Genomic DNA, 22451 nt, shown 5'->3' on the forward strand with positions numbered 1-22451 from the left:
TGGCCGCGCATACCCTTGCCAATCACGCTGCGGGCCAGCAGGCAGAGCCGCGGCTGATGGCGGCGCAATACCCCAGCTTGCGCGACAAGCGCGTGATCGTGACCGGCGGTGCGAGCGGCATCGGCGAGGGGATCGTGGAGGGCTTTGCCCTGCAGGGCGCGCAAGTGGGCTTCATCGACATACAGGAAGATCCCGCAAGGGAACTCATCGCGCGGCTGGGTTCCGCGCACCACGTTCCGGTGCTGAAAGTGCAGGACGTATCGGATGTCGAAGGACTGGGCGCGGCGATGACAGCGCTGGTCGACGAGCTTGGCGGTTGCGACGTTCTGGTGAACAACGCCGCCAGTGACGACCGGCACGTGCTCGACGATATCACCCCGGCCTATTGGGACGAGCGGCTGGCGGTGAACCTGAAGCACAAGTTCTTTGCCTCGCAGGCAGTGTGGCCGGACATGAAGGCCAATGGCGGGGGGGTGATCCTCAACCTCGGGTCGATCTCGTGGCACCTAGGGCTGGATGAACTGGCGCTCTACCAGATTGCCAAGGCCGGTGTGGAAGGCTTGACCCGCAGCCTGGCGCGCGAGCTTGGGCCCTATAACATCCGCGTGAACACCATCATTCCCGGCAACGTGCAGACCGAGCGGCAGATGCGCTGGTACACGCCGGAAGGCGAGGCGGAAATCGTTTCGGCGCAATGCCTCAAGGGCCGGCTCCAGCCGGTTGACATCGCCGCCATGGCCCTGTTCCTTGCCTCTGACGATGCGCGGTTCTGCACCGGGCACGAATACTGGGTCGACGGGGGATGGCGGTGATGGCAGCTGTGCGGCGGGTTCTGGAGCTTGGCTGCACGCTGGGCGAAGGGCCGGTGTGGGACGCGGCGCGAGAGTGCCTGTGGTTCGTGGACATCAAGAACAGGCGCATCCACAGCTTCGATCCTGCTACCGGGCGGCACGAAAGCTTCGGCGTGCATGAGCAGGTCGGCTGGGTGGTGCCTGCCACCGGTGGCAGGCTGCTGGCGGGGATGAAGGACGGGTTGCACCTGTTCGATCCGGCGCTGGGCACGAGCGTACACGTGGCGGATGTTCCGGGGGAGCCTGAGGGCAACCGCCTCAACGATGCCTGCGTCGACTTGCAGGGCCGCGTCTGGTTCGGTTCGATGGATGACGGCGAGGAAGCGCCGAGCGGGCGGTTTTACCGCGCCCATGTCCGCGAAGTGGTGGCGCAAGGGCCGGACGGGGTGTGCATCACCAATGGTCCGGCGGTATCGCCCGACGGGACGAAGCTCTATTTCACCGATACGCTTGCCCGGACAATTCATGTGGCGGACCTGGCCCAAGACGGCAGCGTCGGGGCAGCGCGGGTCTTTGCGCAAGTGTCCGACGATTTTCCCGAGGCTTATGCCGATGGGCCGGTGTGCGATGCGGAAGGGTGTGTCTGGACCGGGTTGTGGAACGGCTGGGGCGTGGCGCGCTATTCGCCCGAGGGCAAGCTGCTGCAGAAGGTTGACCTGCCCGTCGCCAATGTGACGAAGCTGGCATTAGGCGGCACGGACTTGAAGACCGCCTTCGTGACGACCGCGCGCAAAGGTCTGGACAGCGAGGCACTGGCCGCGCAGCCCATGGCGGGCGACCTGTTCGCGTTTGATGTGGCAGTGCCGGGCTTTGCCGCCCCGCTCGCGGAGTTCAGGGCGTGATGCGGCCATTGCTGGTGGTGCTGGCCGCGGGCGTCTCCGCACCAGCGATGGCCGCACCCGCGCTGGAGTTGGGCGCGGTGTGGAGCGATCATGCGGTGATCCAGCGCGATCGGCTGGTGGTGGTCGAAGGGCGTGCAGCAGCAGGCGCGGTCGTATCGGGAACTCTGGGTTCCGAGCAGGCCGAAGCCAAGGCCGGGGCTGACGGTGCCTTTGCACTGAACTTCCCGGCGCGCAAGGCTTCGGCGGAATCGATCGACCTCAAGGTAACTTCAGGTTCCGAGTCCGTGACTGTTGCCGACCTGCTCGTCGGGGATGTGTGGCTGTGTTCGGGCCAGTCCAACATGGAGTTCCAGCTTTCTCGCGCGCTGAACGGTGGCATGGAAGTGGCGATGTCCGCCGATCCTGCACTGCGCCTGCTGCAGGTGCCAAAGGCGATGTCCTACCTGCCCGAGCGCGAATTCGGCAAGGTGACGCGCTGGGCGGTTTCGGGTCCGGAGACGAGCGGCGGCTTCTCTGCGGTGTGCTGGTTCATGGCGCGTGAATTGCGCCGGGCGCGCGGCGTGCCGATTGGCGCGATTCACGCCAGTTGGGGTGGATCGAAGGTGACCCCATGGCTCGACCCTGCAGCCGGGGCCGAGATCGGCGGCGCGCAGGAGATGGCGCTGCTCGGCCTGTTCGCCAAGAACAAGCTGGCGGCCGTTACGCAGTTCGCGCCGCGCTGGACGGCATGGTACGGGGGCGAGAGCGGCGGTAGCACTCCGTGGACAAAGCCCGATGCCCTGCAGTGGCAGCCGGTTCCATCCATCAAGGGCTGGCTGGCCTGGGACGCTACGCCTCTTGCTGCCAAGCCGACAGGAACGGTGTGGATGCGGCGGCAAGTGACGCTGACCGCAGCGCAAGCCAAGGCGGGCGTTACGCTGGCGCTGGGCGTGCTCGATGACATGGACATGACCTTCGTCAACGGCCATGCGGTGGGCAATACCTTCGGCTGGGACGAGGAGCGCGCCTATGCGGTGCCGCCCAAGTTCCTGAAGTCCGGCGTGAACGAGATCATGGTCGCGGTGACCAATACTTATGGCAACGGCGGCTTTGCCAGCGCCCCGGAGCGGTTGTTCCTGACGCAGGCGGGGGGCGAGAAGCTGCCGCTGGGCGAGGGCTGGCGCTATGCCATCGCGCCGACCAGGACCTATCCGCCGCGTGCACCGTGGGATGCCAATGCCGGCATCGGGCTGATGCACAATCGCATGATCGCGCCGCTGGGACACTTCGCGATGGATGGCGCGGCCTGGTACCAGGGCGAGAGCGATGTCGACACGGCGGACTACGCGCGCCGGATGAAGGGACTGATTGCCGGATGGCGCGCGCAGTTCGGACCGGAGCTGAAGGTCGGCATCGTGCAGCTTGCCAATTATGGTCCCGCTTCGGACAAGCCGGTCGAAAGCGGCTGGGCGCAAACGCGCAACGTGCAGCGGCAGATCGTTGTCGACGATCCGAAGGCGTTCCTTGCGACGGCCATCGATCTTGGGGAGCGGACCGACATTCATCCGGCCAACAAGCTGCTGGTGGCGCAGCGGCTGGCGATGGGCGCGCAAGGCAAGGCCTTGCCGATGCCACTTGCGGCGAAGGCGGAAGGCAGCACGGTGCGGGTTTCCTTCAGCGGCATCGAGGGCGGGCTTCACGCCTGGAGTTCCGACACCGCGATCGGGTTCGAACTGTGCGACGCCGCTGGCGCCTGCCGGTTCGCACCGGGCCGCGTTGATGGCGATGCGGTGGTCCTGGCCACCGATGGCAAGCCGGCGGCGAAAGTTCGCTACGGCTGGGCCGATAACCCGGTGGTCAATCTGTTCGACGGGCGCGCGCAGGCCGTGCCGGGGTTTGCGCTGGACGTGGTGCGCTGATCAGCCTTGTGGCGGGGCCGCATCGGATTCGCGGCGGACCAGTTCGTAGTCGAGCGTGGCCAGGCGTGGCCTGATCTTTTCCGATGCCCGCTCGGCACGGATTTCCTGTGCCAGAAGATCAAGCGCAGTTTCCGCCATCTGGCGGATCGGCTGGCGGATCGTGGTCAATTCCGGCCAGATGTTCGAGGCAAAGGCGGTATCGTCGAATCCGCAGACGGTAAGGTCGTGCGGAACTTCGAGATCGTTGCGATGGGCAGCGGCGACGCAGCCTGCGGCCATGTCATCGTTCGAGGCGAAGATTGCGGTGGGGCGGGATGGCAGGGCGAGCATGTCCATCGCCGCATCAAGGCCGGAACGATAGGTGAAGTGACCCTGCTGCACGAGCGCCGGATCAACAGTGGCGCCGCTTTCGGCCATGGCATCGCGGAATCCGGCGAGGCGCAGGGCGCTGGCGGATTGCTGCGGGTTGCCGATGATGAAGCCGATCCGCTTGTGGCCGAGGCCGAGGATGTGCTTCGTCATGTCGTAGGCGGCCTGGTAATCGTCGATCATGACGACGCCGTGGTGCGCCTCGGCCTGCCCCGGTCCAATCAGCACCGCATGCGTGCCGGCGCGGCGGAGACGGGCAAGCAGGGCGGTATCATCGCACAAGGGCGGGGGCAGCAGGAAGCCATCGACCGCACTGTCGACAAGACGCGCAATCATCTTCGACTGATCCGTTTCCGGTTCGCAGCGTTCGACCATGAGGTGTGCATCGAGACGGGTTGCGGCGTCCATGCAACCGATCAGCAGCTCGCTGAGATAGGAGGCTGAAGGGTTGGCGTAGAGCAGGGCGATGCGCAGTTGCGAGGCGCCGGCGAGACTGCGCGCGGCGCGGTTGGGAGCATAATTGAGCTGCTTTATTGCCGCTTCAACCGCGAGACGCGTCTCCTCTCGCACGCCGGAACCGCCATTGACGACACGGCTGACCGTCATCGGCGAGCATTGCGCGAGGCGCGCCACATCGTTGACCGTGGGACGTCCGGCGCTGCGGCGGGACTTGGTATCATTCATGTTCTGCAGGCTCCCGTTGCGTGAAGTCCTGACGCTGCAACATCCCCTTTGCAAGCGGGTTTGTGAATAAAGCAGACTTAAACGCAATTGGCGCTTGCATGCTGCTCGGCTTCGGATACAAAGGTAGCGCTATCAAATGAACGGTGGCCGCGCCAGGCGACTGGCCGGGATAACTGGTGAGAACGTAAACAGGGCCGTCGACGCTGTGCATCGCGCATGGCAATGTCCGGGCCAGTTCAACGAGTTGGGAGAGGGAAATGGCTGCAGTGCAGCAGGACCGGGTCAACATGGCGCTTGTCGGCGCAATCGTCTCGGTGGCGACAATCGGCGGATTGCTGTTCGGGTACGACAGCGGCGCGGTGAACGGGACGCAGGCCGGCCTCAAGGCGGCTTTCGCGCTCGACGACAATGGCCTGGGCTTTACCGTTGGCTCGTTGCTCGTCGGCTGTGCTGCCGGCGCGTTCATGGCAGGCCGTCTGGCCGACCGCTTCGGGCGCAAGCGCATCATGGTGCTGGCGGCGATCCTGTTCCTGGTCGGTGCGCTGGTGCAGGGGCTGACGGGCAATCACGCGCTGTTCGTGGTGTTCCGCTTCCTCGGCGGCATGGCGGTGGGCGCGGCCAGCGTGCTGTCCCCGGCCTATATCTCCGAGGTTGCCCCTGCTGCGATTCGCGGCCGACTGACGAGTGTGCAGCAGGTGATGATCATCACCGGCCTCACCGCGGCCTTCGTCGTCAACTATGTGCTGGCGCAGCAGGCCGGGGATTCGCTCGGCGAGCTGGCGGGCGTTCCGGCGTGGCGCTGGATGTACCTGGCGCAGGCGGTGCCGGCGGTGGTGTTCCTTGTGGCCTTGCAGTTCATCCCGGAAAGCCCGCGCTATCTGGTGAGCAGTGGCCGCGCCGATGACGCCGAGGCCGTGCTGACGCGCATTTTCGGCGAGACCGAAGCGAGCCGCAAGGTCGAGGAAATCCGCGCCTCGTTCGCGACCGATCACCGCCCGCGCCTTGCAGATGTGCTTGCGCCCGGCACGGTGCTGCGCCCGATCGTGTGGGCTGGCCTGATCATTGCCGTGTTCCAGCAGTTCGTCGGCATCAACGTGATCTTCTATTACGGCGAGACGCTGTGGAAGCTGGCGGGCGTATCTGAAAAAGCCGCGCTCGAACGCAACATCATCTCGGGCGTGGTCTCGATCGCGGCTTGCTTCATCACGATGGCGCTGGTCGACAAGGTGGGGCGCAAGCCGCTGCTGCTGGTCGGTTCCGCCGGCATGACGCTGGCGCTGGGCGCGATGAGCTGGGCGTTCTCGCAAGGGACGCTGGATGCGGCCGGGGCACTGCAGATGGACCCGTCGCTGGGCATGATCGCGGTGATTGCAGCCAACATCTACGTGATCTTCTTCAACGTCAGCTGGGGCCCGGTGATGTGGGTCATGCTGGGCGAGATGTTCCCCAACCAGCTGCGCGGATCGGCCCTGGCGGTGTGCGGCCTGGCGCAGTGGGGCGCGAACTATGCAGTGGTGCAGAGCTTCCCCGCGATGGCGAGCGGTCTGGGCCTTGCCGAAACTTACGTGCTCTACACCGTGAGCGCGGCGGTGAGCTTCTGGCTGGTCAAGGCCTTCCTGCCCGAGACCAAGGGCAAGGAACTGGAGCAGATGGAAGGCTGGGGCGGGCACTGATCCGTCGCAGGTGAAGAATACGACCGGGGGCATGAACGGCCCCCGGCGCAAAGGAGAGCGAATTCGATGAAGCCGATTGCCAAGAAATTTCGGACAGTGCTGCTGGCGGCGACCTTTGCAGCTGGGTTGAGCATGCCTGCCTTGGCAAAGGATGCTGCGGTCGAAGTTGCGATTGATACCGCCACGACCGGCCCGGTGATCGACAAGCATATCTTTGGCCAGTTTGCAGAGCACCTTGGCACCGGGATCTACGGCGGCGTGTGGGTCGGCAAGGATTCGCCCATCCCGAACGTGCGCGGCATCCGCACTGATGTGGTCACTGCCCTCAAGGCGCTCAAGGTGCCCAACGTCCGCTGGCCGGGCGGGTGCTTTGCCGATGAATATCACTGGCGCGACGGCATCGGCCCGGCGGACAAGCGCCGGGTGCAGATCAACACCAACTGGGGAGGCGTGCCGGAATCCAATGCCTTCGGCACCCACGAGTTCATGGACTTTGCCGAGCAGATCGGGTCGGAGGCCTATATCTCGGTGAACATCGGTTCGGGCACGGCGGCGGAAGCTTCGGCCTGGATCGAATACATGACCGCCGAGAAGGACACGACGCTGGCCAAGGAGCGGGCCGCCAATGGGCATCCGGCGCCGTGGAAGGTGCCGATCCTTGGCCTCGGCAACGAGAACTGGGGTTGCGGCGGCGCGATGTCGGCCGACCACTATGTCGAGGAAATGAAGCGCTTCGCCAACTTTACGCGCAATTTCAACCCGGCGCAGCGTGAAGGCGCAGCACGGATGAAGCGCAATGCCGTGGGCTGGGACAGCGACAAGCTCGACTATACCGAGGAAGTGATGAAGGCGTGGAGCACGCACGTCTATTCCTGGGATATCGAAGGCGTCTCGCTGCACAAGTACACCGTCGGCGGTGGCTGGCCGCCGGTGCGTCCGGCAACCGGCTTCGGCAACGATGAATACGCCCTGATGATTGCCGATACGCTGACCATGGACACCCTGCTCAAGAAGCAGAAGGCGATCATGGACAAGTACGATCCAGCCAAGAAGCTGCTGATCGCGGTGGACGAGTGGGGCGCGTGGCTTGCACCGACCCCGGGCAGCAATCCCGGTTTTCTGCAGCAGCAGAACTCGATGCGCGATGGGGTGATCGCGGCGCTCAACCTCAACATCTTTGCGCGCCATGCGGACCGGGTGAAGATCGCCAACATCGCACAGATGATCAACGTGTTGCAGGCGATGATCCTGACCGACGGCAGCAAGATGGTGCTGACGCCGACCTATCACGTGTTCAAGATGTACGTGCCGTTCCAGGACGCGCAGTTCGCGCCGGTGAAGTTTGCAGCGGGTGAATACACGGTGGGCGATCGCAAGCTGCCGCGCGTCGATGCCATGGCGGCAAAGGACAAGGGCGGGCAGGTGTGGGTCTCGCTCGTCAACGTCGATCCCGATGCGGGCACGAGCGTGACGATCCCCGGCTTCCGGAGCGCCAGCGGCGAAGTGCTGACCGCGCCGAAGGTGGACAGCGTCAACACCTTCGCCGCGCCATCGGTCGTCGCGCCAAAGGCGATCAGCGGCAAGGCAGCGGGCGGTGGCGTGACGATCACCTTGCCGCCGCGCTCGGTAACGGTGGTGAAGGTTTCGAAGTGATCTGAAGAAGTGCCCTGCGGCGGTCTCTATCCTCCCTCCTGAGGCTGCTGCAATACCTGAACGGCCCGGAAGGCAATGCGCTTTCCGGGCCGATTTTTGTTTGCTTGGGGGTGCGGGAAGGGGCAGCGGGGCCCCGGGGCAGGCTGTATAGTAAAGCCCGGTGTGACGGGCCTTGAGCGGTTATGGCGCCAATTTTTGCATCCGAGCCCCATTTCTGCTGATTGGAGGGCATGGCAGGCGGACTGGCCGTTGGTGCAGACTGGCGGCTTTCGGGCATTTGCGACCAAAAGCGGACTGTCAGGACACGATGCCATTGCGGACGTTCAGCCCTAGCGGTTTTTCGGCCACCACCAAAACCTGAAGATAGTGTCGCTCGCGCCGAAGCTCACTCCAAAGTCAGCGCGATTGGCTGATACATCTCTCACAGCTTCCGAGAGATTGGAGATATCTTCCGGTCTGAGGGGCATTGCAAAAATCTCGGCTGAAAGGCCGATCGACCCGGTTCCTTCTAGGTCATTGCCAAGGCGGAGTTTTGCGGGGACTTCAAGGCGAAGGTCGTGACCGCCGAAAATGTTATCTGCCCCAACCACTCGGGGATCCGTCACCCTGATAGTCCGATGAGCGGGTTCTGTCGCACTGGAAAGAATAGAACACAACTCGATCAGGCTGGCACAGCCCATTGCATCTGCTGTGAAGTGCCAATCGTCATACATCCTGCGGGCTTTCCGGTAACGCCAAAGGCTAACCCGCCCGTCCTGCCGCCATGACCCGAGTGCTTGATCCATTCGCGTATGCTAGTCCGAAATCAACCCTTTTCCACCCCATTCCAGCCCTTCACTGCCCCGTCAGCGCGTCATGACAGCGGTCGTCACCCCAGATATTCCCGGCGGCCTAGCCTAAGTCACAGGGGGGCTGGGCGGGGATTCTTGACCTTGGTCAAACGACGGGGGCCTCTGGCATGACACTTTCCCGCCATCACCAGGATGGAGAGGAAAGACATGGCAGACCGCGATCCCGGCGCGTTCGAACAGGCCCGATGCCCCGGCACCAGCTGGCAGGACATTCTGGCTGCCGACGAGGTGCAGCCCCCCGCTTTCATGGGCGAAGACCGTTCGCAGTATCTCGGTTCCGAGCCGATCGATGCGGCGCGGTATTACAGCCCCGAATTCTTCCGCGCCGAGTGCGAGAAGATGTGGCCCGCGGTGTGGCAGTTCGCCGCGCGCGAGGAGGACCTGCCCGAGCCGGGCGACTATGTGACCTATGACAATGCGGGCCGGTCCTGGCTGATCGTGCGGCAGGAGGATGGCAGTGTGAAGGCGTTTCACAACGTCTGCCTGCATCGCGGCCGCAAGCTCAAGACCGACAGCGGCAGCGCCGAACAGTTCCTCTGCCCGTTCCACGGCTTTTCGTGGAACCCGGACGGGTCCTTACGCAACATTCCCTGCCGCTGGGACTTTGCCCACCTGACGGACCGGAAGATGCAACTGCCCGAAGGCCATGTGGCGCAATGGGGCGGCTATATCTTCATCCGCGAAAATGCCGAAGGGCCGACGATCGAGGAATATCTCGATCCGCTTCCCGAGTTCTTCAAGCGCTGGCGGCACGAGGATTGCGTGACGGTGGCCTGGGTGGCCAAGGTCATCCCGGCCAACTGGAAGATCGCGATGGAAGCTTTTATGGAAAGCTACCACGCCTATGTCACCCACCCGCAGCTGATGCCGTTCACCGGCGATGCCAATGCTGCCTATCACGTGCTGGGCCGGCACGTGAACGTGAACTACACCCCGTTCGGCGTGGTCAGCCCGCATATCGAGGCGCAGGCCAGGGCCGAACACTGGCCGCAGCAGCGCATCATCGACGAATTCCGCAAGTACAACGGCCGCAGCGCCGACAACTACGATGCGGACAAGGACAACTATGCGATCACGGTGCCGGAAGGGCGCAGCGCCCGCGCCGCGCTGGGCGCGAAGATGCGCGAGGTTTCGGAAAAGCAGTTCGGCGGAGACTATTCGGGCGTTTCCGAAAGCGAACTGCTTGATGCGCTGGTCTACAACGTGTTCCCCAACTTTGCGCCGTGGGGCGGGTTCATGCCCAACATCGTCTATCGCTGGCGGCCCTGGCCCGATCAGGACAAGTGCCTGATGGAAGTGCGCGTGATCGCCCGGGTTCCGGAAGGGCAACCCCGCCCGGCTGGCGTGCCAATGCACTTGCTCGGCGATGACGAGATCTGGGCCGACGCGCCCGAGCTTGGCGTGCTGGGCGCAGTGCTCGATCAGGACAGCGAGAACATGGCGCTGTGCCACGAGGGGCTGAAGGTTTCGAAGAACGGGCGCGTCGAACTCGCCGACTATCAGGAAGTGCGCATCCGCCACATCCACCAGACGCTGGATTCCTATCTGAACGCTTGACGCTGAATGCCCACCCCGCTGCGACTAGGTTCGCTGCGCTCTCCAAGTCTCGCGGCCCTCCCGCCTGCGGGATGGCGAAGAGCGGCGCTGCAACTCCCCTCCCGCAGGCGGGAGGGGGCGGGGGTGGGCATAAGCTACGACAAGGATTTGAATTGAAAGGCTGACCCACATGACCGAACTTTACGACAAGTATGCCCGCGCTGCGGAACGGATGCTCCATTTCGTCGAGACCAGGACGACCGACATGGCAAGCGGCACGATGCGGGTGCCCGTGGCCGACTACCTCAGCGAGGAGCGCTTCGAGGCGGAGATCGCGCGGATATTCAAGCGGTTGCCGCTGATGCTGGCGCTGACCATCGAGCTGCCGCAGGTGAACGACTACAAGGCGATGGAAGTGATGGGCCTGCCGGTGCTGATCACCCGCGGCAAGGATGGCAAGGCGCGCGCGTTCCTCAACGTGTGCAAGCATCGCGCGATGCATCTGGCCCGGGAGGGCAAAGGCAATTGCAAGGCCTTTGCCTGCCAGTACCACGGCTGGACCTATTCCAACGAGGGCAAGCTGATCGGCATTGCCGAGGCGAGCACCTTCGGCGAGGTGGATCGCTCCACCCTCAACATGACCGAGCTGCCGTGCGACGAGGCGGCGGGTCTGATCTTCGTGATCCTGACTCCCAAAAGCGAGGGCGGCTTGCCGATCAGCGCCATCGAATGGATGGGCGGGATGTACGAGGACTTCGCCGCGCTGAAGCTGGAGTCGTGGTACTTCCACAAGGCGCGCACGATGAAGGGCGCCAACTGGAAGGTGGCCTATGACGGCTACCTCGAAGGCTATCACTTCCAGGCCGCGCACACCAATACGGTGGCCACGCGCAGCCCTTCGAACCGCGCCCATTACGAAGGCTTCGGGCCGCATATCCGGCTGGGCTTCCCGCAGAACTCGATCACCCGGCTGGCCGACCTGCCGCGCGAGGAATGGGGGCGGCAGGAGAACAATGGCTATGATTTCACCCGCATGCTCTTTCCGAACATGAGCTTCTTCCTGGCGCCCGAGATGGGCCAGCTGGCGCAGCTGTTCCCCGGGCCGAAGGCGAACCAGAACACCACCGTGATGAACTACATCTTCCCGGTGAAGCCCGAGACCGAGGAAGGCCTCGCCGCGCTTGACCAGATGTGCGACTTCTTCTTCGATGTGGTGGAGGAGGAGGACTACTTCCTTGGCCTGAAAGTGCAGAACGGGCTGGAATCCGGCGCGATGACGCACCAGACCTTCGGCCGGAACGAGCCGGGCAACCAGTTCTTCCACAAGTGGATCGCCTATTACCTCGACGAAAGCGGCAGCACGCCGATGCCGGTGATGAAGGCCTAATCGGCCGGGCGGGTGAGCGCCTGGGCCGGTGCGCCGAGCACGGCCTGGCGCAACTGGAGCGAACGGGTGAACATCGGTCCGCAGGCTTCAAGGAACTGCGTGGGCTTCATGCCGAGGAACTCGTGCGCCTCGCGGATGAAGTGCGAGTAATCGGTGTAGCCGGCGTCGATGGCGAGCGCGCGTCGGCCCGGCCCGCCGCGGATCAGCGCATGGAGCGAACGCAGGAAGCGGGCGCGGCGCAGCAGCAGCTTGGGCGCAAAACCGAACGAGCGCAGGCAAAGGCGCTCCAGCTGGCGCGAGGCAATGTCGAGACTGTGCGAGAGCTGGCCGACCGTGCGCAGATTGGGATCGAGCAGGGCCGAAAAGATCCGGGCAATGGTGTCCTCGTCGCGGTGAGGCGTGCCCATCCGGTCGATCAGCCAGGCATCGAAGATTGCGGGGACAGCGCCGGGCGCCGCACTGCGCAGGTGCCGGGCCAAAGCTTCGACATCTTCGCCCAGCACGTCGCGCGCAGGGACGACGCGATCGGCGATCTTGGCAGTGGAGCAGCTGCCGAGGCGCGCCCACCCCAGCGGGGTGATCCCTGCGCCGATGACGGTGCCGGCATCGCTTTGCGACCAGCAGGCCGTGGATGAGGGGCCGAACAGCGCGACATCGGGCACGCGCACGGCTTCGGGCGAGCCGCAGCGGACCTGCCAGCGGGTCTGCGGATCGAGCAGCACGCGCAAGTTGAACCAGGCCGGCTGGAACACATCGCTGTGGACCTGCCCTTGCGGCGGCGCGACGGCGTAAAGATGGTAGCCGCTGACCAGCCCTTCGAGCCGGGGGGAGGGCTTCCAGTAATCCATGCGCATGGCCGCCGGCGGATCGGCCCGTGCGCTGCTTTCATCGAATGCCGCGACCTTCATCAACTGCGTTCCTGCCCCTGGCCCAAGCCCTTGACCGGCTTTGGAAAAGGAACGGCCTGAACGGGTTTTAGTGCCGCACCATGGCCCCGCCATCGACCCATACGCCATGGCCGGACATGAAGCGGGCATCGTCGCTGCACAGGAAGGCAATGACGTCGGCGATGTCTTCGGGCTGGCCGAGGCGGCGCAAGGGGGCCTTGTTCTCCCAGAAGGTGCGGAATTCGGGCATCTGGGTAAAGGCGGCGCGGTCATCGGCGTGGCGATGGCGCCGGGCTGGACGCAGTTCACCGTCACCCCGAACGGGCCGAGTTCCGCCGCGACCGACTTGGTGAAGCCGAGCACCGCGTGCTTCGAGGCGGAATAGGCGCTGAGGCCCTCGTCGCCGTGGCTCGACGTGGTGGAGCCGATGGTGACGATGCGGCCGTTGCCAGCGGCCTTGAGGTGCGGCACGGCATCGCGCACGAGGCGGAAGACGGCGACGAGGTTCACCTCCATCACGCGCAGGAAATAGGCGTCGTCATGGCCTTCGAGGGGGTGAAACGCGCTGATCCCGGCGCAGGGGACAAGCGTATCGAGCCCGCCCATCGCCGCCACGGCGTGTTCAACAAGCCGGGCATTGGCATCGGGGGCGGTGAGATCGCCTGAGAAATCGACATCGCCCTGCACGTCTGCGGTGAAGACTTGCGCCCCGTCGGCGCGGAGGCGCGCAGCGGTGGCCGCGCCAATGCCCGAGGCTGCGCCGGTGACGATGGCCTTGCGGTTCTTGAGGCGATCAGAGGCCATCGGCGATCTTCAGCACGAGCTTGCCGGTATTGGCGCCCGTGAACAGGCGCATGAAGGCATCGTAGGCGTTTTCGAGGCCCACCTGCACGTCGTCGTCGATGCGCAGGCGGCCTTCGGCCATCCACTGCGCCATGACCGCGCCGCCTTCGGCAAAGCGCGGGGCGTAGTCCATGATGAGGTAGCCGTAGAGCGTGGCCTGGTTGATGAGGATCGACCAGAGGTTGCGCGCGCCGACCTTGGCGGGCGAATTGTATTCGCTGATCAACCCGCACAGCACGATGCGGGCATGCTTGGCAAGGTTGAGCAGTTCGGCATCGAACACGTCGCCGCCGACGTTCTCGAACACCACGTCAGCCCCGTTCGGCGCGGCGGCGCGGATTTCGGCGGCGAGCTGTTCGACCGACTTGTTCTTGTAGTCGATCGCGACGTCGAAGCCGTAGTCTTCGATCAGGCGGCGGCACTTTTCGGCACCCCCGGCAATGCCGATCACCCGGCAGCCGAGAATCTTGCCGATCTGACCGACCGCGGAGCCAACCGCCCCTGCGGCGCCCGAAACCAGCAGCGTTTCGCCCGGCTTTGGCTTTGCGACGTCGATCAGGCCGAAATAGGCGGTGAGGCCGACTGCGCCCATTGCCGACAGGAACCGCGATGGCGAATCGACCTGGGCGACATCAACCTTCATGGTGAATCCGCCTGCGCCATTGACCGAATAGTCTTCCAGGCCATTCATGCCCAGAACCCAGTCTCCGACGGCAAAATCAGGCGAGTTGGAAGCGGCGACAACGCCAACCGTCGTCGCCCTGACGGGATCGCCCAAGGGGATCGGCGGCATGTAGCTGGGCGCATCGTCCATCCACCCGCGCTGTGCGGGATCGAGCGAGGCATAGCAGTTGCGCACCACGAAGCCGCCTTCGGGCGCGGAGGGAACGGCTTGTTCGACAAGGGAAAAGTCCTCTGGCACCGGTGTGCCGACAGGGCGGCGAGCCAGCAGGAAGCGGCGATTGACGGTCATTGTGATCTCTCCCGGATTCTTGTCCGAACGCTACGGCAAGGATGGATGATGCACTGGCACATGCACCTGTAACAAGTCGCAGTTGGTTCGATGCCCGCAGCGGTGGATGAAGGAGGCGAGCCATCGTCCCTGAGCGGACGAGGTTACCCTTGGAGGGAGGATAGACATGAGAACCACTGCTGCACGGCGCATGCTTGCCGTTGCCATGACCACGACCGCGCTTGGCCTTGCGCTGCCGGCATTTGCCACCGAAGCAGACGAGCCGCAGGCGGTCCAGGCCGACGAGACCACAGCAGCCGATGCAGGCGATACCGGCGCGATCATCGTGACCGCCCGCCGCCGTTCGGAAACGCTGCAGAGCACGCCGGTGGCAATCACCGCGGTCAACACCGCCTTCCTTGAGAGCAAGGCCGCCGTGAACATCGGCGATCTGCAGGGCGCGGCTCCCGGCCTGCTCATCACCCAGCAGAATTCGGGCGCGCAGGCGGCCAACATCTCGATCCGCGGCCTGACCTATGCCGACATCGAAAAGTCGCAGACGCCGACCGTGGGCGTGCTGGTCGACGGCGTAGTGATCGGCACCAACACCGGCCAGCTTCAGGATGCGTTCGACATCGCCCAGCTCGAAGTGCTGCGCGGGCCGCAGGGCACGCTGTTCGGCGCCAACACCATCGGCGGCGTGATCAACATCCAGCGCACCAAGCCGACGATGAAGACCGGCCTCAAGGCCGAGGCGACCTTCGCCAAGTTCGGAACGTTCTCGACAAAGGTCCTGGCCAATTTCGGCAACGAGGAGAGCTGGGGCGTCAAGGCGTGGTACTTCCACAACGAGACCGACGGCTTTTACAAGAACGTGACCCGCAATGTCGACGCGGGCTGGAGCAATGGCGAGAACTACGGCGCCAGCCTGCTGTTCAAGCCGACCGGTTCTGGCTTCGATGCGCAGCTGACCGTTGCCCAGGTCGAGCAGGTGTTCGACCCCGTGGTCAGCAGCCTTGCCAACAGCGGCGAAGCATTTTGTTCGCAACCCACGCTGGACTTCATCGGCAGTCTTTCAGGGCTTCCGGCCGGGTCGATCCTTGCTGCGCCGCCGCGCGAATGCAATCGCAACAACACGACGGATCTTTACACGACCTTCGGTTCGGCGGCCTCGAGCAATTACAGGGCTCCTGAAGCCACGCTGGAGATGAACTACGATCTGGGTGGCGTCACGCTGACCTCCATCACCGGCTGGCGCAAGAGCACCGAGGCGCAGACGCAGGATTTCGACGGCATGTCCGTCGATCTCTACTATGTCGATCGCCGCCAGCACTACGAACAGTGGAGCCAGGAATTGCGGGCTGCCGGCAACCTGCTGGATGGCCTCGATTACGTGGTTGGCGGGTTCTACTTCCATTCGAAGTACGACCTGACGCAGTGGTCACGGGTGCTGGCCAACAGCCCGAACATCGCCCCGACCCTTTTTGACAAGAACGCCCAGCACGTTGAAGGCCTTACCGAAAGCTATGCGGTGTTCGGTGACTTCAACTGGAAGGTTGCCGACCAGATTCGCGTCTCGTTCGGCGGACGTTACAGCCACGACCGGAAGGAACTGTTCAACGGCTTTGCCGGTGGCAAGCTGATCGATCCGGACAGCGTGCAAAAGTCCCAGTTCGTGCCCGTTGGCACCGGCAAGGCGAGCTTCAACAAGTTCACGCCCAAGGTCGGCATCGACTGGCGCCCGAACCAGGACCTGATGGTCTATGCCTCGTGGTCGCGCGGTTACCGTTCGGGCGGGTTCAGCCCGCGCGCGGCAACGGCTGCCACCGCCAGCACGCCGTTCCAGCCTGAAACGGTCGACGCCTATGAAGTGGGCGTGAAGCTTTCGGCGTTCGACCGCAAGCTCGAGCTTAACCTTGCCGGCTTCGTGTCGGACTACAAGGACATGCAGCAGAACCTGACCGTTCCGGGCGGCCCCACCGGCAACCAGACGATCACCGGCAACGTGCCGGGCGGCGCGCTGATCAAGGGCATCGAGGCGGACGGCACGCTGCGCGTGACCGAGAACTTCCGCATCACCGGCTCGATCGCGATAATGGACTCGCACTTCCGCAACTTCGTAACCTGCGGCGCCTATGCGGCAGGGCCGGTGGCGACCAATGCCTGCGGTGCGGGGCTGGTGCCGTTCAACTACTCGGCCAACCGCCTGATCTATGCGCCCGACTTCACCGCGTCGCTGGGCGCGGAATACGTCGCACCGACCGGCTTTGGCGACATCACCACCAATGTCGGCTGGCGCCACATCTCGCCCTATGACGAACAGCTTTCGGCAGCTTCGCTGACGCCGACGCTGAACGGTTCGGGCCAGGCGACGCTGATCACGGTGGGCGGCAACGATCCGCGCGTGCGCACCACCACGCAGGATCTGGTCGATGCGTCGATGACCTTCAACTTCGACCTGAAGGACAGCAAGGCCTACCTGCGCGTGTTCACCCGCAACTTGCTGAACGAGAAGACCACGACCCACGCGTTCACCGTGGCTGGCCTGTGGTCGTTCGGCATGGCGCTTGAACCGCGGACCTACGGCGTGACCGCGGGCTTCAAGTTCTGAGGCCGGCGCATATAACCTGATCCACCTTGCCGGGGGGGCGGGGGAGGGTCGCTTAGGCGACGTTCCTTTCCGTCCCTCCGGTTTTTTATAGGGAGAGTTTCAAATGGGCCGTCTTGCCGGAAAAGTTGCATTGATCACCGGTGGCGCTTCGGTGCCGGGTCTGGGCAGCGCCACCGCGCAGCGCTTTGCCGAGGAAGGAGCCAAGGTGTGGTTGACCGACCGCGACCTGGCAGGGGCCGAAAAGGTGGCCGAAGGCATCCGGGCGGCTGGCGGTGAGGCCCGGGCCCTGCTGCATGACGTGACCAACGAGGCGCAGTGGGACGAAGTCTTCGCCGCGATCGAGGCCGAGGACGGCAAGCTGGACGTGTGCGTCAACAATGCCGGCATCGCGGTGCTGCGCCCGATCGAGGAAATGACCAGCGCCGACTGGGCCCTGCAGAACTCGGTCAACCTCGACAGCGTGTTCCAGGGCACCAAGCGCGCGGTGATCCTGATGCGCAAGACCGGGGTGAAGGGCTCGATCATCAACATCTCGTCGGTGGCGGGGCTGATCGGCGTGCCCGCCTGCGGCGCCTATGCCGCGGCGAAGGGCGGCGTGCGTCTGTTTTCAAAGACGATCGCGGTCGAAACCGCCAAGGACGGCATCCGCGTCAATTCGGTCCATCCGGGCATGATCCTGACCAACATCCAGGGTGTGGCGCAGGAAGACAATGCGGCGAACTATGACGCCACGCTCGCGCTGGTGCCGATGGGCTACATGGGCGCGCCGCTCGATATCGCCAACATGAACCTGTTCCTCGCCTCGGATGAGAGCCGCTATGTTACGGGGACCGAGCTGGTGGTCGATGGAGGCATGACGGCGCTTTGATTGCGCCGGGCCGATGCGTCCCCGCGCAGGCGGGGACCGCAGTCGGCTTAAGCTGAAGTTCAGTCACATCACCGAGGTCCCCGCCTGCGCGGGGACGCATTGTTTCAGGACGAGGCCACCCAGCGGATCGCGTTCTCGACCAGGCGGCGGTAGTGCGGGTTGTCGTAGGCCGAGGGGCCATCGCCCGGCTGGAGATAGACGAGGCGGCTGTTGAGAGCCTGCCGGGTCCAGCCGACGAGATTGGAGCCGGGCGGGTGATCCCAGCCTTCGCGGCTGAACATTTGGCCTTTGACGGCAAGGTCCGCCGACCAGAAGTGATCGCGATCAAAAGCGGCGCTTGAGCGCAGGAGCGGGGTCATGCCTGCTTCATTGATCTGGCCGAGATAGAGTTCGTCGGTGAGCGTGAAGCTTGCAGGCAGGCCGGCGGTGACGGGATGATCGGCGACGACCGAAATCTCGTGAGTGACATCGTGGCAATAGCCGCTGTCCTCCACGGCAGCCCCGCGCCATTGGCCGGGATGGTAGAAGAACTGCCCGCCCAGCCAATCGTGATATTCGCCCCAGGTCGGCCAGCCTGCCAGCGCGTGATGCAGCGCGACCACGCCCTTGCCCTGTTCGAGCAGGGCGCGGAATCCGGCCTGCAGTTCGGCCGAGGGCTCGCGGTAGAGCGGGGCATTTTCCGGGGCTTCGAAATCGAGGCCGGGCATGTCGTAGAGTACCAGCGCATCGAACCCGCGCATGGCATCGGGGTTCATCAGCAGCGCGGCGGCGGGTTGATCGACCATGGTGGCCGAGATGCTGTCCATGGCCTGGAACATGGCGTCGAAGGCGGTGCGATCGAAGGGATGGCCGCGCACGGCGACGAGGCACTGGAGCGGGGCGCGGTGCTTGATGATCGGCATCAGGCGACTTTCACGATGACTTTGCCGATCGCCTGGCCCGAGAGCATGCGGCGATAGGCGACGAGCGTGTTCTCCAGCCCCTGTGTCTCGTCAAGATTGACGGTCAGCGTCCCGGCATCGACCCATTCGCGCAAGACGGGCAGAAATTCCGCACCGCGATGGAGGAAATCGGGGATGAAGAAGCCTTCGATGCGCAAGCGGCGCATCAGCACCTGATCGAAGCGGGCGGGGCCGGGCAGGGGGGCATCGTTGTCATAAGCCGCAACCATGCCGCAGACGGCGACGCGGCCATAATGCGCCATGTTGGGCAGGACCGCGTCGAGCAGCGGCCCGCCGACATTGTCGAAATAGGCGTGAACGCCGCCCTCGATCCCGGCAAGGCGGGCGGCAACATCATCGCTCTTGTAGTCGATGGCGATATCGACGCCCAACTGTTCGGTCAGGTAGCGGCACTTGGTCGGTCCGCCCGCAATGCCGATGACTTTCGCGCCGAGATTGCGCCCGACCTGACAGGCCATCGACCCCGTGGCTCCGGCAGCCGCCGAGACCACCAGCCATTCGCCCGCCTTGATCGCGGCCACTTCCTTGACGCCCACATAGGCCGTCCAGGCGTTCATGCCGAGCGCGCCGAAGTGGTGGCGGATGTCGGTCACGGTATCATCGACGATTTCGAGGCCTGCGAGGGCAGGGACCATCGTGGCATATTCCGCCCACTGGCCGAAGCCGCGCACCAGTGCGCCAAGGGGGTAGGCGGGATCGCGGCTTTCGCTGACGTGGCCGAGCACGAGGCCCGCCATCTTCGCGCCCAGCGGCAGGGGCGGCTGATAACCATCGGTGCGCGGGCTCATCCACATGCGGGTGCCCGCGTCCATCGACAGGTAGCCGACCCTTACCCGCACTTCGCCATCGGCCAGCGGCGGCAGGGCTCCGGTCTGCAGGCTGAGCGCGGCTTCGAAGTTTGAGCCTTCAGGGTGACGATCAAGGCGCCAGAAGCGGTTTTCGGTCATGGGAATTCCTCTCAAGGCACAGAGGTGCCGACGCTACGGCAGCGCAGCACCTAGCCAAAGGAAGAGGCTAACGCATTGGCGAGGCGAGCGTTCGTTACAGGAGGCGTAAACGCGCGAGACTAATCACAAAGGGAGGATGCGGTCATGCGCACCATAAAGGGAATTCTTCTCGCCACTTGCGCACTTGGCGTCAGCGCACCGGTCATGGCGCAGGATGCAGCACAGGAAGGCGCATCTGCAGGCGGCCTCGAGGAAATCATCGTAACCGCGCGCAAGCGCGAGGAATCGGTGCAGACGGTTCCGGTGGCGGTAACCGCCATATCCGAAAAGACCATCCAGCAGCGCGACATCACCTCGATCGAAAAGATCGCTGCGGCCACGCCCAACCTCAACGTCGGCCGTGCCTCGAACGGTTCGGGCGCGCAGCTGACGATGCGCGGCATCGGCTCGTCCTCGACCTCGATCGGTATCGAGCAGTCGGTCGCCGTAGTCGTGGATGGAGCCTATTACGGGCAGGGCCGCATCATTCAGGAAGGCTTCTTCGACCTGAAGCGCGTGGAAGTGCTCAAGGGTCCGCAGGCGCTGTTCTTCGGCAAGAACGCGACCGCAGGCGTCATCAGCCTGGCCACCAACGATCCGGGCCAGGACCGCGAATTCATCGCGCGTGCCGGTTACGAGTTCCGTTCGCGCCAGTATCAGGGCGAGCTGATCGCCTCGATCCCGCTGAGCGATACGCTGGGCGTGCGCTTTGCCGCGCGCGGTTCGATCATGGATGGCGGCTATTATCGCAACGTCTCGGTCGACCGCACCTATACCACCGTCGACATCCGCAACTTGCTGGCGGGCGGCAGCGGCAATCCCATCGGTTCGGTGGCCAAGCCTGCCGCATCGCGCGCGCCGGGTGAAGACGAGTTCCTGGGCCGCGTGACGCTCAAGTACACCCCGACCGACCGTCTGACGATGACGCTCAAGGGTTCGTACAACTACAATCAGGTCAACAATTCCTCGTGGAACTACGTGGCCTACAACTGCGGCCTCGCCACGGGCGTGAGCCAGCTGACCGGGTATCGCTGCGGCACCGATTTCGTGACGCACCAGAACAACATGCCCGCCGATATTGCCAAGGACTTCCCCTTCGCGAAGGACAATGGCGAGCTTTACAACCGCTATCGCTCGTGGGCGATCAACGGCGCGGTTTCGTACGAGCTGGACAACGTGACGATCAGCTCGGTCACCAACTACAACACCAACAACAACCGCTGGACCTGTGCCTGCGACTTCCAGAGCAGCAACAACGGCACCTGGGCTACCGAGAACAGCACCTGGAAGGCGTTCAGCCAGGAACTGCGTGCGCAGACCTCGTTCGACGGTCCGATCAACCTGATGGTGGGCGGGCTGTACCAGAAGACCAAGCGCGACTTTGCGCAGTACGTCATGTTCGCCGGGCTGCGTGACGATACCGCCTCTGCCGCCAACCGCTTTGTCGCCTCGTCGAAGACAAGCTTCACCGATGGCGAGACCGCGGCCCTGTTCGGGCAGGTGACGTGGAAGCTGATCGACACGCTCGAGCTGGCAGGCGGCGTGCGCTATACCCACGAGACCAAGGACAGCTTCTTCACGCAGCCCTACAACAACCTGGGCGTGCAGGGGATCTTCCGTGACCAGAACGATCCCGACGGCCTGGGCGAAGTGACCGCAAAGCAGGTGTTCGACGACTGGTCGCCGGAAGTCACGCTGACCTGGAAGCCGCAGGACGGCATCCTTGTCTATGGCGCCTACAAGACGGCCTACAAGTCGGGCGGATTTTCGAACGGTGGCATCAACTCGAAGTTCTCGTCCGATCCGCTGGCGGACCTCACCTTCAATCCGGAAAAGGCACGTGGCTTCGAGGCCGGTATCAAGACTACGCTGGCCGACAACCAGCTGCGCCTGAATCTGGTGGCGTTCACTTATGCCTACAACGATCTGCAGGTCGACTTCTTCAACTCCCCGATCTTCGCCTTCCAGACGCTGACGGCGGATGCGCGGACCAAGGGCGTGGAGCTGGAGTTCGAATACGCCCCGCGCAGCATTGACGGGCTGAACGTCCACGGTTCGATCAACTACACCAAGGCACGCTACACCGATTTCCCCTCGGCACCGTGCTATGCCGGGCAGACTCCGTCGCAGGGCTGCACGCTGGTGGGCGGGCTGGATGCGCGCCAGAACCTGAACGGGGCGCCGCTTTCGGTGGCGCCGGAATGGACCGGGGCCTTTGGCGTGGGCTACGAGACCGCTGCGGGCGAAGGCCTGAAGCTGGGCTTCAACGTCGATACCCGCTATTCCTCAAGCTACCTCGCCTCGGGCTTCGGCAATCCGTTCTCGCGCCAGGGCAAGTATGCCGTGCTTGATGCCGGTATCCGCTTCGGGGCGGAGGACGACAACTGGCAGATCGCGGTGATCGGCAAGAACCTGACCAACCGCTTCTACGTCAGCGGCGTGGTCGATGGGCCTTCGACCGGTGGCGGCACGGGCACGGCGGCGGGCGTCCGCGCCGACCAGCTCGGCTTCGGCAACCTGCCGCGCACGGTGCAGGTCTCGGTGATCAAGCGCTTCTGATCGCATCAGGCGCAAGCGACACTGAAAGGGCGGGGCTTC

16 protein-coding genes and 1 pseudogene are annotated in these 22451 nt (G+C 64.3%); 10 read left to right on the top strand and 7 right to left on the bottom strand.

The window, feature by feature from the left end; genetic code table 11:
- Positions 1–53: 53 nt before the first annotated feature.
- Genes AX703_RS13080 through AX703_RS13090 form a run of 3 tightly spaced genes read left to right on the top strand, consistent with a single transcriptional unit; the run spans position 54 to position 3591 of the window.
- On the top strand, positions 54–812 hold the full coding sequence (locus AX703_RS13080) for an SDR family NAD(P)-dependent oxidoreductase (protein ID WP_156452054.1): 759 nt from the start codon (positions 54–56) through the stop codon (positions 810–812).
- Positions 803–1693, top strand: a complete 891-nt coding sequence (locus AX703_RS13085) for an SMP-30/gluconolactonase/LRE family protein (protein ID WP_369821019.1) — start codon at positions 803–805, stop codon at positions 1691–1693. Before AX703_RS13080 ends, AX703_RS13085 begins: the two co-directional genes overlap by 10 nt.
- Positions 1693–3591, top strand: coding sequence for a sialate O-acetylesterase (locus AX703_RS13090; RefSeq protein WP_062344633.1), 1899 nt, complete (start codon positions 1693–1695; stop codon positions 3589–3591). The genes AX703_RS13085 and AX703_RS13090 overlap by 1 nt, the downstream gene beginning before the upstream one ends.
- On the opposite strand, the gene AX703_RS13095 is transcribed toward AX703_RS13090, so the two are convergent.
- Complete coding sequence (locus tag AX703_RS13095; protein ID WP_062344636.1) at positions 3592–4644, bottom strand: LacI family DNA-binding transcriptional regulator; 1053 nt, start codon at positions 4642–4644, stop codon at positions 3592–3594. It abuts the gene before it with no gap.
- Positions 4645–4901: 257 nt separating this feature from the next.
- On the opposite strand from AX703_RS13095, the gene AX703_RS13100 reads away from it, so the two are divergent.
- The 4 genes from AX703_RS13100 to AX703_RS13120 all read left to right on the top strand — a co-directional run bounded on the left by AX703_RS13100 (position 4902) and on the right by AX703_RS13120 (position 11744).
- Positions 4902–6317: a sugar porter family MFS transporter gene (locus AX703_RS13100; protein WP_062344638.1), complete on the top strand. Its 1416-nt coding sequence runs from the start codon at positions 4902–4904 to the stop codon at positions 6315–6317.
- 66 nt (positions 6318–6383) lie between these two features.
- Entirely contained in the window at positions 6384–7970 is a 1587-nt protein-coding gene (locus AX703_RS13105; RefSeq protein ID WP_082734572.1) for an alpha-N-arabinofuranosidase, read from the top strand.
- A 998-nt stretch (positions 7971–8968) separates the two neighbouring features.
- Positions 8969–10378 (top strand): SRPBCC family protein, encoded by a 1410-nt coding sequence (locus AX703_RS13115; RefSeq protein ID WP_062344642.1) that lies wholly within the window; start codon positions 8969–8971, stop codon positions 10376–10378.
- A gap of 169 nt (positions 10379–10547) precedes the next feature.
- The gene (locus tag AX703_RS13120) at positions 10548–11744 is read left to right on the top strand and encodes an SRPBCC family protein (protein WP_062344644.1); all 1197 of its coding nucleotides are present in this window, start codon (positions 10548–10550) and stop codon (positions 11742–11744) included.
- On the opposite strand, the gene AX703_RS28905 is transcribed toward AX703_RS13120, so the two are convergent.
- From AX703_RS28905 to AX703_RS13135, 4 genes and pseudogenes are all read right to left on the bottom strand, one after another.
- Positions 11741–12781 (bottom strand): AraC family transcriptional regulator, encoded by a 1041-nt coding sequence (locus tag AX703_RS28905; RefSeq protein ID WP_082734573.1) that lies wholly within the window; start codon positions 12779–12781, stop codon positions 11741–11743. The two genes, AX703_RS13120 and AX703_RS28905, sit on opposite strands and share 4 nt — an antisense overlap.
- Complete coding sequence (locus AX703_RS28670) at positions 12720–12881, bottom strand: SDR family oxidoreductase (protein WP_255355063.1); 162 nt, start codon at positions 12879–12881, stop codon at positions 12720–12722. Before AX703_RS28670 ends, AX703_RS28905 begins: the two co-directional genes overlap by 62 nt.
- Positions 12882–12955: 74 nt before the next feature.
- Positions 12956–13435, bottom strand: a pseudogene (locus AX703_RS13130) (SDR family NAD(P)-dependent oxidoreductase); the annotation flags it as partial.
- Complete coding sequence (locus AX703_RS13135; protein ID WP_062344648.1) at positions 13425–14447, bottom strand: NADP-dependent oxidoreductase; 1023 nt, start codon at positions 14445–14447, stop codon at positions 13425–13427. The pseudogene AX703_RS13130 and the gene AX703_RS13135, both read right to left, overlap by 11 nt.
- A 166-nt stretch (positions 14448–14613) precedes the next feature.
- Between AX703_RS13135 and AX703_RS13140 the strand changes: the two genes are divergently transcribed.
- Positions 14614–17037 carry a TonB-dependent receptor gene (locus tag AX703_RS13140; RefSeq protein ID WP_062344650.1) on the top strand — a complete coding sequence of 808 codons (2424 nt, stop codon included), beginning with the start codon at positions 14614–14616 and terminating at the stop codon, positions 17035–17037.
- 103 nt (positions 17038–17140) lie between these two features.
- Complete coding sequence (locus tag AX703_RS13145) at positions 17141–17905, top strand: SDR family NAD(P)-dependent oxidoreductase (RefSeq protein ID WP_062344652.1); 765 nt, start codon at positions 17141–17143, stop codon at positions 17903–17905.
- Between the two features lie 104 nt (positions 17906–18009).
- On the opposite strand, the gene AX703_RS13150 is transcribed toward AX703_RS13145, so the two are convergent.
- On the bottom strand, positions 18010–18807 hold the full coding sequence (locus AX703_RS13150; protein ID WP_062344654.1) for a ThuA domain-containing protein: 798 nt from the start codon (positions 18805–18807) through the stop codon (positions 18010–18012).
- Complete coding sequence (locus AX703_RS13155) at positions 18807–19814, bottom strand: NADP-dependent oxidoreductase (protein ID WP_062344656.1); 1008 nt, start codon at positions 19812–19814, stop codon at positions 18807–18809. The genes AX703_RS13150 and AX703_RS13155 overlap by 1 nt, the downstream gene beginning before the upstream one ends.
- A gap of 144 nt (positions 19815–19958) precedes the next feature.
- Here AX703_RS13155 and AX703_RS13160 point away from each other — a divergent pair, with 144 nt between their 5' ends.
- Complete coding sequence (locus AX703_RS13160; protein ID WP_039336740.1) at positions 19959–22412, top strand: TonB-dependent receptor; 2454 nt, start codon at positions 19959–19961, stop codon at positions 22410–22412.
- The last annotated feature ends 39 nt before the right edge of the window (positions 22413–22451 follow it).

Source organism: Novosphingobium sp. CCH12-A3 (genome assembly GCF_001556015.1).
GTDB lineage: Bacteria > Pseudomonadota > Alphaproteobacteria > Sphingomonadales > Sphingomonadaceae > Novosphingobium > Novosphingobium subterraneum.

Excerpts from the sequence above, each read along its gene's own strand:
- AX703_RS13100 (WP_062344638.1), top strand. The coding sequence starts at position 4,902 with ATGGCTGCAGTGCAGCAGGACCGGGTCAACATGGCGCTTGTCGGCGCA.
- AX703_RS13115 (WP_062344642.1), top strand. The coding sequence starts at position 8,969 with ATGGCAGACCGCGATCCCGGCGCGTTCGAACAGGCCCGATGCCCCGGC.
- AX703_RS13090 (WP_062344633.1), top strand. The coding sequence starts at position 1,693 with ATGCGGCCATTGCTGGTGGTGCTGGCCGCGGGCGTCTCCGCACCAGCG.
- AX703_RS13135 (WP_062344648.1), bottom strand. The coding sequence starts at position 14,447 with ATGACCGTCAATCGCCGCTTCCTGCTGGCTCGCCGCCCTGTCGGCACA.
- AX703_RS13120 (WP_062344644.1), top strand. The coding sequence starts at position 10,548 with ATGACCGAACTTTACGACAAGTATGCCCGCGCTGCGGAACGGATGCTC.
- AX703_RS13160 (WP_039336740.1), top strand. The coding sequence starts at position 19,959 with ATGCGCACCATAAAGGGAATTCTTCTCGCCACTTGCGCACTTGGCGTC.
- AX703_RS28905 (WP_082734573.1), bottom strand. The coding sequence starts at position 12,781 with ATGCCCGCTTCATGTCCGGCCATGGCGTATGGGTCGATGGCGGGGCCA.
- AX703_RS13150 (WP_062344654.1), bottom strand. The coding sequence starts at position 18,807 with ATGCCGATCATCAAGCACCGCGCCCCGCTCCAGTGCCTCGTCGCCGTG.
- AX703_RS13140 (WP_062344650.1), top strand. The coding sequence starts at position 14,614 with ATGAGAACCACTGCTGCACGGCGCATGCTTGCCGTTGCCATGACCACG.
- AX703_RS13155 (WP_062344656.1), bottom strand. The coding sequence starts at position 19,814 with ATGACCGAAAACCGCTTCTGGCGCCTTGATCGTCACCCTGAAGGCTCA.
- AX703_RS13145 (WP_062344652.1), top strand. The coding sequence starts at position 17,141 with ATGGGCCGTCTTGCCGGAAAAGTTGCATTGATCACCGGTGGCGCTTCG.
- AX703_RS13095 (WP_062344636.1), bottom strand. The coding sequence starts at position 4,644 with ATGAATGATACCAAGTCCCGCCGCAGCGCCGGACGTCCCACGGTCAAC.
- AX703_RS28670 (WP_255355063.1), bottom strand. The coding sequence starts at position 12,881 with ATGCCCGAATTCCGCACCTTCTGGGAGAACAAGGCCCCCTTGCGCCGC.
- AX703_RS13105 (WP_082734572.1), top strand. The coding sequence starts at position 6,384 with ATGAAGCCGATTGCCAAGAAATTTCGGACAGTGCTGCTGGCGGCGACC.
- AX703_RS13085 (WP_369821019.1), top strand. The coding sequence starts at position 803 with ATGGCGGTGATGGCAGCTGTGCGGCGGGTTCTGGAGCTTGGCTGCACG.